We start from the raw sequence: 13,148 nt of genomic DNA on the forward strand, positions 1-13,148 counted from the left end.
TGCGGCATCGGTCCGCCTTAGCCTAAAGGCCGTGCGCAAGAGACCGGAAACACGGGGGTGAAGGTGTCGTGTGGCTTGCCCCGGAACTCGGTCGACCGGCGGAACAGGGGTCAGGAGTGGCCGGTCTCCGCCTCGTCGGCGGCGAGCCGCTCCTCGACCCGGGCGATCTTGCTGTCGAGCTGCCCGGCGGGCGCTCCGGGCCGGATGTCGGCCTTGATGACGAGCGACACCCGGTGCCCGCCCCGTGCGACGGCGTCGGTCGCGCGCTGGATCACCGGCATCACCTCGTCCCACGACCCTTCGATCTCGGTGAACATCGAGGTCGTCCGGTTCGGGAGCCCCGATTCCCTGACGATGCGGACAGCCTCGGCGACCTGCTCGGCGACGGACTCGCCTGCGGTCATGGGGGCGACGGAGAACGCGAAGACGGCCATGTACCCAGTCTGCCCCCACCTGTCACAGATCTCGCGCACGTGTCGGACGGACACGGCGCTCGGGTGATCTGGCCGACACGGGCGGGAGCTTCTGGCGGAACCCCTGCGCACGTAGGCTCGACGTGTGAACGTCACCCTCCTCGCGGGCGGGGTCGGCGGTGCGCGGCTCGCGCACGGCCTCGACCTCGCGCTCCGCGCGGCCCCCGCAGAGACACCCACCACAGCGCCGTCCGCCCCTGACGCGAGCCCCGCCCTGACCGTCGTCGTCAACGTCGGCGACGACACGGAGCTCCACGGCCTCGCCATCTCCCCCGACATCGACACGGTCGTCTACACCCTCGCCGGGCTGAACGACGAGGACCGCGGCTGGGGTCTGCGCGGCGAGTCCTACGCGACCCTGGCCGCGCTCCGCGAGCTCGGCGAGGACACCTGGTTCACGCTCGGCGACCGCGACCTCGCCACCCACATCGTGCGCACCGCGCGCCTGCGCCGTGGCGACCCGCTGTCGGCCGTCACCGCGCAGCTCGCCCGCTCGATGGGCGTCCTGCCGCACATCGTGCCCGCCACCGACGACCACCTGGCCACTCTCGTCGACACCCCGTCGGGCCGGATCGGGTTCCAGGAGTACTTCGTGGGGCGGCAGCACGCGGACGCCGTCCTGGGGCTGCACTTCGAGGGGGCCGACGCCGCCCGTCCCGCCCCCGGCGTGCTCGACGCGCTGGACGCCGACCTGGTGGTGCTCGCGCCGTCGAACCCGTTTCTGTCGATCGAGCCGCTGCTCGCCGTGCGTGGCGTCCGCGAGGCGCTCGCCACCGCTCGGGGCCGCCGCGTGGCGGTGAGCCCCATCGTGGGCGGGCAGGCGATCAAGGGCCCTGCCGCCCAGATCCTGGAGACGCTGGGACACGAGGTGTCGGCTCTCGGGGTCGCACGGATCTACGCGGACCTCGTGGACGTGATGGTCATCGACGAGCGCGACGCGAACCTCGCGGGACCGGTGGCCGACCTCGGCCTGGCCGTGCACGTCACCGACACCGTCATGGGCGGACCGCCCGGCCGGGAGCGCCTGGCCCGCGAGCTGCTGGCACTGGCGTGACCGGCGCCGTCGGACGGCGCGGCACGACGGCGGTGGTTCCGCTCCGGGACGGTGTCTCCGGCAAGTCTCGGCTCGCCGCAGTGCTCGACGCGGGCTCGCGGCGCCGGCTCGTCCGGGTGCTGGCCCGGCACGTGGTCGAGACGCTGCTCGCCACCGACGGCATCGGGCACGTGGTGGTGGTGACGGCGGACCCGGTCTTCGCCGAGGAGACCCTGGTGGGTCTGGCGGTCGAGGTGCTGGAGCAGCCGGCCGACCGACCCGGGCTGAACTCAGCCCTCGAGCACGCGCGGGAGGTGCTCGCCGCACGCGGCGCGGGGCCGCTCCTCGTCGCGCACGCCGACCTGCCCGCGCTGACCCCGGCGGACGTCGCGGCCCTCCTCGCCGAGCCCACCCAGGTGGTCATCGCGACGGACCGCAACCGTTCCGGCACCAACCTCCTGCTCCTCCCCGTCGAGACCGAGGCTGATTCGCTTTCAGCGGCCGCAAAGCGAAGAAACCTAGGTCTCAAGGGGGACCGGGACGAGTTCCGGTTCCGGTTCGGGGTCGGCTCCCTCTCCGCGCACCTCGCGGAGGCGGAGGCGCGTGGCCTGGACGCGACGGTCGTGCACAGGCCCGGCACCGCCGTCGACCTCGACACTGCCGACGACTGGTCGCAGCTTCCGGATGAAGTCCGTGCCGCCGTCGGCCAGCAGGTGCCCGGTCTGATGTAGTTTGCGCGGTATCTACGAGCCCCGCTCGTGAACCCGCCCCAGACCCAGGGAGACACCGTGAGTGCTGTGCAGAACGTCGGAATCGTGGGCGCAGGGGCCTCTGGGCTCGCGACCGCCATCCTGTTGGCCGAGGCCGGGGCCGACGTCGTCGTGTACGAGGCGAAGCCGAGCCTCGGGGCCCTCGGGTCCGGCATCACGCTGCAGGGCAACGTGCTGCGGGCCTTCGACCGGCTCGGGATCTGGGACCAGGTGCGGGCCAGGTCGTTCTCGTTCGACGTGACCGGGATCCGCGCACCCGGACCCGAGGCACCAGTGGTCGCCGAGATGCACGACAACAGGATGGGCGGACCCGACTATCCGGCGACCGCCGGCATGTTCCGCCCCGACCTTGCCGAGATCATGCTGGCCCGCGCGCAGGCGCTCGGCGCAACGGTCCGCTTCGGCGCCCAGGTCACGGCGCTGACCCAGACCGACGACGACGCCACGCTCACCCTCGCGACGGACGGCGGACCGGAGGACGTGACCCACGAGCTGGTCGTCGGGGCGGACGGGCTTAACTCCGCCGTCCGCGACCTGATCGGCATCGAGACCCGGCCGGAGCCGAACGGGATGGGCATCTTCCGGGCCTTCGTCAAGCGACCGGCGGAGGCCGACCACACGGAGCTGGTGTTCGGCGGCCCGTGCTACATCGCGGGCTTCTGCCCGACGGGCGAGGACACGATGTACGCGTACCTGGTCGAGGACAAGCAGGACCGCCAGGGCATGACGTCGCAGGAGGGCTCGAAGATCATGGCCGAGCTGGCCCGCCCGTACGGTGCGCACTGGAACGCCATCCGGGCTCAGCTCGAAGAGGGCGTCGAGCACATCAACTACACGTGGTTCACCAGCCACGTCGTCGCCGAGCCGTGGAACCGCGGGCGCGTGGTGATCATCGGCGACGCCGCCCACTCCTGCCCGCCCACCGTCGCGCAGGGCGCCGCGCAGGCCGTCGAGGACGCCGTCGTGCTGGGCGACGTCCTGACCAGGCACGACGCCCTGACGGACGAGCTGTGGGCCGAGTTCCACGGGCGCCGGATCCCGCGCGCGACCACGGTGGTCGAGGCGTCCAACCAGCTCGCGAGCTGGCTGCTGGCCCACGAGCGCGGCGACGTGCAGGGCCTGCACACCACGATCTCCGACCTGGTCTCCCAGGAGCCGTGACCCACTTGGCTCACCAGCCGCCGCGGTGGACCACCTCAGACTGAGGCTTGCGCCGACGGCGGGTGGGCGAGCCCTTCGCCCCGCCGTCCGCCGGGTGCCCGACGGCGACGACGCCGGTGATCTCGAACTCGTCCGGGATACCAAGCTCATCCCTGACCGCCCCCACATGCTCGGGCGGGACGCCGAAGAAGCACGCGCCCAGCCCTTCGTCGACCGCGGTCTGGAGCATGAGCAGCGACGCCATACCGACGTCGATGTGCCAGAACGGGACCGGCCAGCGGGACTCGTCGAGGTCTTCCCACCCCTTGTCCTTCTCCGCGTACCGGCGCAGGTAGGCGGCCTTGGAGGCGAGCGAGAGGACGATCACGGGGGCCGTCCGCATCCCGGCGAGCCACGCCGACATGTCGCGCTCCGAGGTGTCCGGCGTCGAAGCGGCCCAGAACCGGTCCCGGTCCTCGGCCGTCTCCAGCACCACGAACGCCCAGCCCTGGCTGAACCCCGCACTGGGGGCGCGGACGGCGTTACGGGTGATGCGGTCGACGGCCTCGGCCGGCACGGGCTCGGCGGTGAACTTGCGGTGCATCCGGCGCTTGCGGACGACGTCCTGAAATTCCATGGGGCTCATTGTCGACCCTCGGCTCCCCGGACTTCGGCCGGCCACGAATCGCGTTGCCGCACGGCACCGCGCCCGCCAGCCTTGGTCCATGACTCTTCAGGCGATCGAGCAGGCGACGCTGCCGCACGGCAACTTCGAGGGGTACCTCCACGGTTCGGAGGTGTCCGTCATCTTCGAGCGGGTGGCCGAGGACGGCATCGGGCCCCGGCTGCACCGGCACCCGTACTCCGAGACCTTCCTGATCCGGTCCGGCCGGGCGCTCTTCACCGTGGGTGGTGAGGAGATCCAGGCCGTGGGCGGCCAGGTCCTCGTGGTCGAGGCGATGGTGCCGCACACGTTCCGGACCCTGGGTGCCGACCTCTACGAGGCGGTGCACATCCACGCGAACGACCGGTTCGAGACGGAGTGGCTGGAGTGAGCCGTCAGCAGGTGGCCAGCAGCATCGGCACGAGCACCGCGTTCAGGTCGTACAGCGGCTCGTCGGTGTAGACCGGGTAGGCGATGTCCCGCCCGGTCACGCCGAGGGACACCTGCCGCTCGCCGTCGGGCGACGTGAGGTTGACCGAGAGAGTGCCGTACGACGCGCCGTCGTGCCCGTAGAGCCAGCCGCCAGGGACGCACGGGTCCGGGAGACGGTAGACGCCGAGGCCGTAGTCGGGGAACGCCTCCTGGCCCACGGTGCGCGGCTCCAGCATGTCCCCGGCGGTCGCCGGGTCGACCAGGCGACCCGTGACCAGGGCCTCGGTGAAGTCGGCGAGGTCCTCCGTGGTGCTGGTGACGGCGCCCGCTGCGTCGAACAGGCTGGGGTCGAAGTGGTCGAGGTCGTACCAACCGGCGCCCTCCGGGCCGGTGTACGCCGACTCGTGGAGGAACGGACCGCGCGTCCCCGGGTCCTCGGGGTAGGCGCTCTGCCGCATCCCGGCCGGGCCGAACACCCTGTGGGCCAGCAGGCTCTCGACGCTCCGCCCGGTGACCTCCTCGAGCATCAGGCCGAGCACCACGTACCCGGCGTTCGAGTACGAGAACCCGGCGCCGGGCTCGTTCATCCAGGGCGCGCTCTGCAGGGCCTCGACGTGGTCGGCGGTCGTGACCTCCTGGCCCATCACCGCGAAGACCTCGTCGACCGACGTCGGGTCGGTCACGCGTGAGGTGAGGATCCAGTCCGTGGCGGTCGGCGCGCCCGAGCGGTGGCTCAGCAGCTGCTCGATGGTCACGCCGGCGGGCATGACGCCGGGCAGCACCTCCTCGACCGGGGTGTCGAGGGTCCACGTGCCCTTCTCGACCTCCTGCATCACGAGCGTGGCGACCATCGACTTGGTGTTGCTCGCCACCCGGAACCGGTCGCTCGGCCTGGCCTTCGCCCGGCCCTCGCGTTCCCGGGTCCCGGCAGCACCGCTCCAGGTGCCCGACGCCGTCTCGACACGCGCCGTCACCGCGACCGCGCCGTCTCCCACGGCGGTGTCCAGGGCGGCGTCGAGCTCGGCGCCGCCCGGCAACCCCGGCCCCTGCGTCAGGGCCCGGTTCTGGGCGACGTCACGCTTGGCCTCGCGGGCGGCGTCGGCCACCTGCGCGGACACGGTGTCGGGTACGTCAGCTGCCGCGAACGCCCGCGGCGGTTCGTCGGCCCCCGTCGCGTGGGCGGACCCAGCGACCACCAGCGGTGCCGCGAGCGCCAGCGTCGCGCTCAGGGCGAGCGCCGCCCGGCGAGTTGAGCGATCCATGGGAGTCTCCTTCGTCTCGGCTGTGCTCCCATCCTGTCGACGGACGTCGCCGCACGGATCACCCGGCCGATGGATATCGCTCCGACCTGCGGTGGAGGTCCGTTGAGCCGCCGTACTACAACCGGTCTGCGATGACCTCCAGGAGGGACTTGCCCTCCACGCCCGCGAGGTCCATCGCCTGCGTGCGGCAGGAGAAACCGTCGGCCAGGTAGGTGGTCCCAGGCGCAGCGTCGCGCAGCGCGGGCAGCAGGGCGTTCTCCGCGACCGCGACCGACGTCTCGTAGTGGCCCTTCTGCATGCCGAAGTTGCCGGCGAGGCCGCAGCAGCCCGCGAGGACCTCGACCTTCGCGCCGCCCTTCTCGAGCAGGTTCTGGTCCGCCTCGTACCCCATCACGGAGTGCTGGTGGCAGTGCGGCTGCACGACGGCGGTGACGTCGGCGAGCGACGGCAGCTCCCACTCGTCGGGGGTGTCGGCCGAGGTCAGCAGCTCGGCGGGCGTGCGCGTCATGCGCGCGACGGCGTGCGCGCGCGGATCGTCCGGGAACAGGTCGAGCAGGTCGGAGCGCAGCACCGCGGTGCAGGACGGCTCGAGCCCCATGATCGGGATGCCGTTCACCGCGTACGGGCCGAGCACCTCGAGCAGCTTGAGGAGGCGGCGCCGGGCGCCGTCGAGCTGGCCGGTCGAGATCCAGGTGAGGCCGCAGCAGGCCTGCTCGTCCGGGACGATCACGGAGTAGCCGGCCTTGGTCAGCACCTTCAGGGCCGCCTGGGGAACCGTCGGGGAGAGCGTGTCGCTGAACGAGTCGGTCCAGAGCACGACCTTCGGCTTGGTCGCGAGCCGTGCGGCAGTCTGGCCCTCGCGCCCGGGCACGCCGAGCCCTTCCTCGTCCATGACGGGCAGCCCCGGCACGCCGTGCGTCGCGCCGCCGCGTGCCCACCACTGGCGGAACGGGATGTCGGCGAACCTCGGCATCGACCGGCGGGTGTCCATCCCGCCGGCCCACAGGACTGCCTTGCCGATCCACTTGACGCCCAGCAGGCCGTTGACCAGCTCGGGAACGTGCCCGGCGAGGCGGGCCCAGCGCGGCAGCCAGCCGAGGGCGTAGTGGTCCACCGGGCGCAGCTTGCCGCGGTAGGTCCGGTAGAGCACCTCCGACTTGTACTGCGCCATGTCGACGCCCGCCGGGCAGTCGCTCGAGCACGCCTTGCAGGAGAGGCACAGGTCCAGCGACTCGCGCACCTCTGGGGCCTGGAGACCACCGACGAGGGTGCCATTGACCGCCTCCTGCAGCACGCGGGCGCGCCCGCGGGTCACGTCCTTCTCGTCCTTCGTGGCCTGGTAGCTGGGGCACATGAAGCCGCCCGACGCCGACGTGTCGGCTCGGCACTTGCCCACGCCCACGCAGCGGTGCACCGCCGTGGACAGGTCGTTGTGGTCGTGCGCGAACGAGAACCCCTCGTACCCGGACTTGCGCCGCGTACCGTGCCCGGACCCCTTGCCCACCAGCGGCAGCTTGGTGCGCACCGGAGCGGCCTGAGGGCGGCGCAGGTCGGCGTCCACGGCCCGCGGCCGCACGACGACGCCAGGGTTGAGGAGGTCCTTCGGGTCGAACAGGTCCTTGAACCGCTCCATCAGCGCGATCGCGTCGGGCGAGTAGATGAGCGGCAGCAGCTCGGACCTGGCGCGGCCGTCACCGTGCTCGCCGGACAGCGACCCGCCATAGCTCGCGACGAGCTCCGCCGCCTCGATCATGAAGGTGCGCAGCACCGACCCGGACGTCTCCAGCGGGATGTCGATCCGCAGGTGCACACAGCCGTCGCCGAAGTGCCCGTACGGCAGGCCGTCCACGCCGTAGCGGTCCATGAGCTTCTGCAGGTCACGCAGGTACGGGCCCAGCTTCTCCGGCGGGACCGCCGAGTCCTCCCAGCCGGGCCACGCCTGCTCCCCCGCGGGCGTACGGCCCGCCAGCCCTGCGCCGTCGGCCCGGATCTGCCACATCTTGGTGGCGTCGGGCCCGGCCGGCAGCACCAGGGAGTCCAGCGCGGTCGACGACGCGACGATCGCGTCCGCCCGGCCCAGCGCCTCGGCCTGCGACGAGCCGCCGACCTCGATCATCAGCCAGCCCGAGACGTCCCGGGCGTCGGCACCCGGCAGCGGGGGCACCGAGCTGTCGCCCTTGGCGCGCCGCACGACGTCGACCAGGCGGGCGTCCAGCCCCTCGACCGCGAGCGGCTTGTGGTCCAGGAGGCGCGGGACGTCGTCCGCGGCCGTGGCCATGTCGGGGTAGGCGAGGACGACGAGCGTCGGCGCACCCGGCGTCTCCACCAGGTTGAGCTCCGCCTCCAGGACCGTGACGAGCGTGCCCTCGGTACCCACGAGGGCGCGGGCGAGGTTCGAGCCGTTCTCGGGCAGGAGGTGTTCTAGCGAGTAGCCCGACACCTGCCGGCCGAACCGGCCGAACTCCGTGCGGATCAGCGCCAGGTTGTCCCGGACCAGCTCCTTGAGGCCGGGGACGTCGGCGAACTCCGGGTCGCCCGAGCCCGCGGTGAACCGGCGTCCGGCGCCGTCGACCACGTCGAGCGACACCACGTTGTCGGCGGTGCGCCCGTACGCGACCGCGTGCGGGCCGCACGCGTTGTTACCGATCATGCCGCCGAGCGTCGCGCGGTTCTGCGTGCTGGGGTCGGGGCCGAAGCGCAGGCCGTGCGGCTTGGCCTCCGCCTGGAGCGTCGACATGATCGTGCCCGGCTGGACCCGGGCCGTACGCCGCTCGGGGTCGATGCTCAGCACCTTGTCGAGGTTCCGTCCCAGGTCGAGGACGACGCCAGGGCCTACCGAGTTGCCGGCGACCGAGGTACCTGCGCCACGCGCCGTGATCGGGATCTTGAGCTCGCGCAGCACCTCGAGCGCCGCGACGACGTCGTCGGTGCTCGTCGGGAAGAGCACGCCCTGCGGGACCACCCGGTAGTTGGACGCGTCCGTCGAGTACTCGGCGCGGCGCCGCGTGCTGGTGTCGACGACGCCGTCCATGGCGGTGCGCAGCGCGTCGGCCACCGCCTCGCGTGCGGCCTCCGCGGCGTGGTCCGCCTCGCGGCGCGCGGCCTTGCGCCGCTCCTCGCTCTCGGCGCGGCGGCGTTCGGCCGCCTCGGCGGCGCGGGCCTCGGCCTTCTCGCGCGCGGCTCGGGCGGCCTCGGCGTCGTCGGCCGTGTGGCCCGCTGAGCCGTGCGCAACGCTTTCGTCGTCGTTCATACCGTTCCGGGACGGGGCGTCGGGGGTCTGCGATGGCACCTCGCGATTCTCGCACCAGAAGGCGGCGAACCGCGCACCTGTCCGACCTGCCGTCGAGTGCTGGGTCCCTGCGGGTTTCTGGCTGTGAAACCCACAGATACCCAGCACCCGACGGAGAGGGTGGTCAGCCCTCGAACGTGACGTCCAGGGTGATCTCGCCCACGCCCGTGAGCGCCTTCGAGATCGGGCAGCCGACCTTCGCCGCCTCGGCCGCCGCCTTGAAGCCGGCCTCGTCGACGCCGGTGGCGAACCCGCGCACGGTCAGCGCGCTCTTGCTGATGTAGAGGCCGCCGGCCGGGTCCGGTCCGAGGGTCACCTCGGCGGTGACCTCGATCTGCTCCGGCGTGCCACCGGCGGCGCCCAGCTCATTGGTGAACGCCATCGTGAAGCACGACGAGTGCGACGCCGCGAGCAGCTCCTCCGGGCTGGTGACGCCGTTGGCGTCGTCGGCGGCGCGCGCCGGGAACGACACGTCGTACGTGCCGACGCCCGACGACGACATCTCGACCTGTCCCGACCCTTCCTTGAAGGTGCCGTTCCAGGCGGTGCGGGCGGTACGTGCTGGCATGATGCACTCCTTGACTGACGAGAAGAGATCTCGGATGGATCCTGCCTTCTCGACACTACCGGGCGAGCGGCGGTGTCACGGGGCGAGGTCGAGCAGCTCCTGGTCGACGGCCATGACGGTCCAGCTGTTGCCGTGGGCGTCCGCGAGGTCGTAGGCCGGGACGAACAGCTCGGTGCCGTCGGAGACGGTGTAGCGCACCTCCGTGAGCGTCGCCGTGACGATGGTCACGTCCTGGACTGGCCAGGCGATCGGCCCGCCGGGCTCCGGCACGGTCCGCGGCCCGGCTCCTGGCGAAGGGTGCGCCTGTCCGGACCCGCCCAGCGCTGCACCGGCGAACCGCGGGTCACCCAGCCGCTCGACGGCCTCCGACTCGCTGATCACCGGGTACGCGCCGAGGCTCTCGCCCTGCGACCCCGCCCTGCTGACGCGCACCTGCGCGGTGGTCGGCGTGTCCGACAGCCCGGCCCCCGCGTGGAACACGAACCCCGTGACGGCCGACAGGTCGCCGGTCCTGTCGAGCGTCTCCACCCCGGACTCGGCCTCGCTGTCGGGACCCGCTTCGTCCGGTGTCCCGAGGAGCGACGGCGCATCGCCGCTGGACTCGACGGCCCTGTCCGCGGTCGGCTCCGGCCCCAGACCGTTCTCTCCGGCCAGGTAGCCGCCGCCACCCACCGCGACGATCCCGGCCACCGCGGCCGCGACCAGCCACGGCGTCCGACGCCGGTGCCTGCGCACCGCCAGCTCGTCCGGCTGCTCGCTCCCGGCGGGCTCCCGTCCGGCGGGCTCTCGTCCAGATCCGGGCGCGCCGGGCTCCGCCCCGGTCTGCTCGGCGATCAGTGCGTCGACCTTGGCCCGGAGCACGCTCTGGGCAGGATCGGGCGCGCGCCTCGCGGGGTCCGCCGCCACCAGGCGGTCGAACGCCGGGTCCCCCGGCCGCTCGTGCTCGTTCATCGCCGTCCCTCCGTGCCGTGCTCGGCCACGCACCGCGCACACCCCTTACATGTGCTCATGCGTCCACCGCTTGCTCCTGGCCGTCCCACGCGTCGCGGAGCCGAGCCCTCGCACGGGACAACGCTGCGTCGGCCCCGCCCCGGGAGACGCCGAGCACCTGGGCGAGCTCGTCGCCCGACAGCCCGTCCCAGGCGACCAGCAGCAGGATGCGCCGGTCGCGCGGAGTCAGCCGGGACAGGACCTGGCGCACGACGTCGTCGGTCGCCGCAAAGGTCGCCGGGTCCACGTCGTCCGGCTCGTCCGGGACCACTGCGACGGGCAGCGCCCGCATCTTGCGCCGGTGGTTCGCCAGCACGTAGCCGGCCGTCCGGTACATCCACGGCAGCTCGGCGCCGTCCGGCACGTCGTCGCGACGGCGCCACGCGGTGGCCAGCACCTCGGCGGCGAGGTCCTCCGCGTCGGAGGCGCGGCCGCCGTCGGGCAGCCGGCGGACGAAGTACGAGTAGAGGGCGCGCGAGTGCGCGTCGAAGAGCGCGCTGAACCAGGCGTCGTCGTGCGGAGGCCGGTTGTGCGGCGGCTCGTCCTGCGGGGCGCCGGGGCTGTCGTCCACACCCCCACTCTGTCGCGAACACCGGTCCCCTTGCACCAGGCACGGACAAAGAAACAGCGTGATCGGCAATTCGTCAGGAGATCGGCAGCTCGGGACTCCCGATCTCCTGACGAATTACCGATCACGCTCACGCTCTACGTCAGCAGGCGCCCAGGTCCTGCCACACACCCCACTCGGACGGTGCGGGCGTCTCGCCCTGTGTCCACCACTTGGCACGCCACTCGTGCCCGTTGTGCGACACCGTGTCACCGCCCACGTAGACCTCCGAGGCGCTCCATGCCGCCGAGGCACACACATCGCCCGGCGGATCCGTCGGTGGGTCGGTCGGCGGGTCGGTCGGCGGATCCGTCGGCGGGTCGGTCGGGCCGTCGTCCTCCACAGGTCCCGGCGTGCCGGAGCCCAGCACACCCTGCAGGGCGCCGGTGAGCGCGCCGGACCGGTCACCAGACAGGTCCCACCACATGGCCCCGCCCAGGCCCTGGGCCCGGATGTAGCTGGCCTTGGCGGTCACGGACTGCTCGTTGTCGTACGACCACCAGGTGCTGCCGTCGTGCCGCCAGGCGGCCCCCAGCTCGGCGTCGTAGTACCCGGTGCCGGAGTTCTTGATGACGTCGTAGTCGTTGATCCCCGCCTCCCACTGGCCGGAGGCCGGGCCGGTTGCAGTGCCCCATGCCTCGGACGAGGAAGCGCCGGTCCAGCCGCGCCCGTACATCGCGAGGCCGAGGCCGAGCTGCGCTGGGTCGATCCCGGCGTCCACGTACGACTGCACCGCGAGGTCCACGCTGAACTGCCGAGCGGGCTCCCGCGGGTCCGCTGGGTCGTGGTAGAGGTTGCCCTGGTGGCCCGTGAGGGCCGGGTCCCATGCACCGTGCAGGTCGTAGCCCTGGACGTTGCCGAAGTCGAGGTAGTTGAAGATCTCGGGGTCGTTCCAGCCGCCGGCCGTGATGTCCGCGGGGTTGGCCGGCAGGAACGCGGAGAGCTCGTAGTCCTTGCCCGTCGTCGCGCCGAGCGCGTCGAGCTGCTGCCGGAACTCGGCGAGCAGGAGCTTGAAGTTGCGCGCGTCGTTCACGGGGTCGACGTGGTTGCCCTCCGCGCCGTTCGGCGAGCCGGGCCACTCCCAGTCGATGTCGAACCCGTCGAAGACGCCCGCGGCGGCACCTGCGCCACCGCGCCCGTCGATGACCGGCAGGTTGCCCTTGATGAACATGTCGATGCAGCTCGACACGAGCTTCTCGCGCGAGGCGTCCGTCTTGGCCGCCAGGGAGAAGTTCTTGGACCAGGTCCAGCCGCCCATCGACATCATGACCTTGAGGTCAGGGTGCTTCGCCTTGAGCTGCTTGAGCTGGTTGAACGATCCCGCCAGTGGCTGGTCCCACGTGTCGGCGGCGCCCGAGACCGAGTTGGCGGCCGTGTACCCCATGCCGTAGTCGGCCCAGGCGTCGCCGGCGCCGTCGGACCCGTTGGGCCCGGGGCTCTGGGCCTTGTTGGCCTCGAAGCACTCGAGGTTCTGGTGGTGGATGTTCGCGAAGGCGTAGTTGATGTGGGTCAGCTCGTCCGCCACCCCGGACGTGTCGAGCTGCTTGACCTGGTAGCCGCGCCCGTACACGCCCCATTGCGTGAAGTAGCCGACGCTGCGGAAGCCGTTGATGGCGGAGGAGCTCGCCGCCGAGGCGGGCTCTGCCTCTGCCGCGTTCGCCGCGCGCAGGCCTACGCCCGCCACGGCGGCGGAGGCGGCGACGGCGAGCGCCGCCACCCCCGCGAGGATTCTCCTGGTCGTCCTGCTGGCGCCTGACGCCGGTTCGTACGTCGAGTCCATCGTCTTCCCTCTCTGTTCCGGTCGCGCTGCTCCAGAAACGGTGTTCCGCTAAAAGTAAGGAAACCTGCGTTAATGGGAAATAAGGGAATTCCACACGATGGGACTACGTAGTGGAACCATCTGCTACCGCACGAGGTTGT

General features: G+C 72.0%; 12 protein-coding genes. 4 read left to right on the forward strand and 8 right to left on the reverse strand.

Annotated elements, in window-relative coordinates; translation table 11 throughout:
- Positions 1-110: 110 nt before the first annotated feature.
- The gene (locus ACFS27_RS08715; RefSeq protein WP_377181985.1) at positions 111-434 is read right to left on the reverse strand and encodes a thiamine-binding protein; all 324 of its coding nucleotides are present in this window, start codon (positions 432-434) and stop codon (positions 111-113) included.
- A gap of 124 nt (positions 435-558) precedes the next feature.
- Between ACFS27_RS08715 and cofD the strand changes: the two genes are divergently transcribed.
- From cofD to ACFS27_RS08730, 3 genes are read left to right on the forward strand one after another with little or no spacing between them, the layout of a single operon-like run.
- Complete coding sequence (cofD, locus tag ACFS27_RS08720; protein ID WP_377181987.1) at positions 559-1,527, forward strand: 2-phospho-L-lactate transferase; 969 nt, start codon at positions 559-561, stop codon at positions 1,525-1,527.
- Positions 1,524-2,237 carry an NTP transferase domain-containing protein gene (locus tag ACFS27_RS08725; RefSeq protein WP_377181989.1) on the forward strand — a complete coding sequence of 238 codons (714 nt, stop codon included), beginning with the start codon at positions 1,524-1,526 and terminating at the stop codon, positions 2,235-2,237. The genes cofD and ACFS27_RS08725 overlap by 4 nt, the downstream gene beginning before the upstream one ends.
- Before the next feature lie 57 nt (positions 2,238-2,294).
- Positions 2,295-3,437, forward strand: a complete 1,143-nt coding sequence (locus tag ACFS27_RS08730; RefSeq protein ID WP_377181991.1) for an FAD-dependent monooxygenase — start codon at positions 2,295-2,297, stop codon at positions 3,435-3,437.
- A gap of 10 nt (positions 3,438-3,447) precedes the next feature.
- On the opposite strand, the gene ACFS27_RS08735 is transcribed toward ACFS27_RS08730, so the two are convergent.
- Positions 3,448-4,053 carry a nitroreductase family protein gene (locus ACFS27_RS08735; RefSeq protein ID WP_377181993.1) on the reverse strand — a complete coding sequence of 202 codons (606 nt, stop codon included), beginning with the start codon at positions 4,051-4,053 and terminating at the stop codon, positions 3,448-3,450.
- Positions 4,054-4,141: 88 nt separating this feature from the next.
- Here ACFS27_RS08735 and ACFS27_RS08740 point away from each other — a divergent pair, with 88 nt between their 5' ends.
- Positions 4,142-4,471 (forward strand): cupin domain-containing protein, encoded by a 330-nt coding sequence (locus ACFS27_RS08740; protein WP_377181995.1) that lies wholly within the window; start codon positions 4,142-4,144, stop codon positions 4,469-4,471.
- A gap of 4 nt (positions 4,472-4,475) precedes the next feature.
- On the opposite strand, the gene ACFS27_RS08745 is transcribed toward ACFS27_RS08740, so the two are convergent.
- The 6 genes from ACFS27_RS08745 to ACFS27_RS08770 all read right to left on the reverse strand — a co-directional run bounded on the left by ACFS27_RS08745 (position 4,476) and on the right by ACFS27_RS08770 (position 13,008).
- Positions 4,476-5,774: a serine hydrolase domain-containing protein gene (locus tag ACFS27_RS08745; RefSeq protein ID WP_377181997.1), complete on the reverse strand. Its 1,299-nt coding sequence runs from the start codon at positions 5,772-5,774 to the stop codon at positions 4,476-4,478.
- A gap of 115 nt (positions 5,775-5,889) precedes the next feature.
- Positions 5,890-8,805: an FAD-binding and (Fe-S)-binding domain-containing protein gene (locus ACFS27_RS08750; RefSeq protein WP_377183661.1), complete on the reverse strand. Its 2,916-nt coding sequence runs from the start codon at positions 8,803-8,805 to the stop codon at positions 5,890-5,892.
- 382 nt (positions 8,806-9,187) lie between these two features.
- The gene (locus ACFS27_RS08755; RefSeq protein WP_377181999.1) at positions 9,188-9,631 is read right to left on the reverse strand and encodes an OsmC family peroxiredoxin; all 444 of its coding nucleotides are present in this window, start codon (positions 9,629-9,631) and stop codon (positions 9,188-9,190) included.
- A gap of 75 nt (positions 9,632-9,706) precedes the next feature.
- Entirely contained in the window at positions 9,707-10,582 is an 876-nt protein-coding gene (locus ACFS27_RS08760; RefSeq protein WP_377182001.1) for a hypothetical protein, read from the reverse strand.
- A gap of 55 nt (positions 10,583-10,637) precedes the next feature.
- On the reverse strand, positions 10,638-11,192 hold the full coding sequence (locus ACFS27_RS08765; protein ID WP_377182003.1) for an RNA polymerase sigma factor: 555 nt from the start codon (positions 11,190-11,192) through the stop codon (positions 10,638-10,640).
- Positions 11,193-11,331: 139 nt separating this feature from the next.
- Positions 11,332-13,008, reverse strand: a complete 1,677-nt coding sequence (locus tag ACFS27_RS08770; protein WP_377182005.1) for a glycosyl hydrolase family 18 protein — start codon at positions 13,006-13,008, stop codon at positions 11,332-11,334.
- Positions 13,009-13,148 lie beyond the last annotated feature (140 nt).

It is taken from the genome of Promicromonospora vindobonensis, from assembly GCF_042685865.1.
Taxonomy (GTDB): Bacteria; Actinomycetota; Actinomycetes; order Actinomycetales; family Cellulomonadaceae; genus Promicromonospora; species Promicromonospora vindobonensis.

Coding starts and splice junctions, on each gene's coding strand:
- ACFS27_RS08715 (WP_377181985.1), bottom strand. CDS start 434: ATGGCCGTCTTCGCGTTCTCCGTCGCCCCCATGACCGCAGGCGAGTCC.
- ACFS27_RS08735 (WP_377181993.1), bottom strand. CDS start 4,053: ATGGAATTTCAGGACGTCGTCCGCAAGCGCCGGATGCACCGCAAGTTC.
- ACFS27_RS08740 (WP_377181995.1), top strand. CDS start 4,142: ATGACTCTTCAGGCGATCGAGCAGGCGACGCTGCCGCACGGCAACTTC.
- ACFS27_RS08745 (WP_377181997.1), bottom strand. CDS start 5,774: ATGGATCGCTCAACTCGCCGGGCGGCGCTCGCCCTGAGCGCGACGCTG.
- ACFS27_RS08750 (WP_377183661.1), bottom strand. CDS start 8,805: ATGGACGGCGTCGTCGACACCAGCACGCGGCGCCGCGCCGAGTACTCG.
- ACFS27_RS08755 (WP_377181999.1), bottom strand. CDS start 9,631: ATGCCAGCACGTACCGCCCGCACCGCCTGGAACGGCACCTTCAAGGAA.
- ACFS27_RS08760 (WP_377182001.1), bottom strand. CDS start 10,582: ATGAACGAGCACGAGCGGCCGGGGGACCCGGCGTTCGACCGCCTGGTG.
- ACFS27_RS08770 (WP_377182005.1), bottom strand. CDS start 13,008: ATGGACTCGACGTACGAACCGGCGTCAGGCGCCAGCAGGACGACCAGG.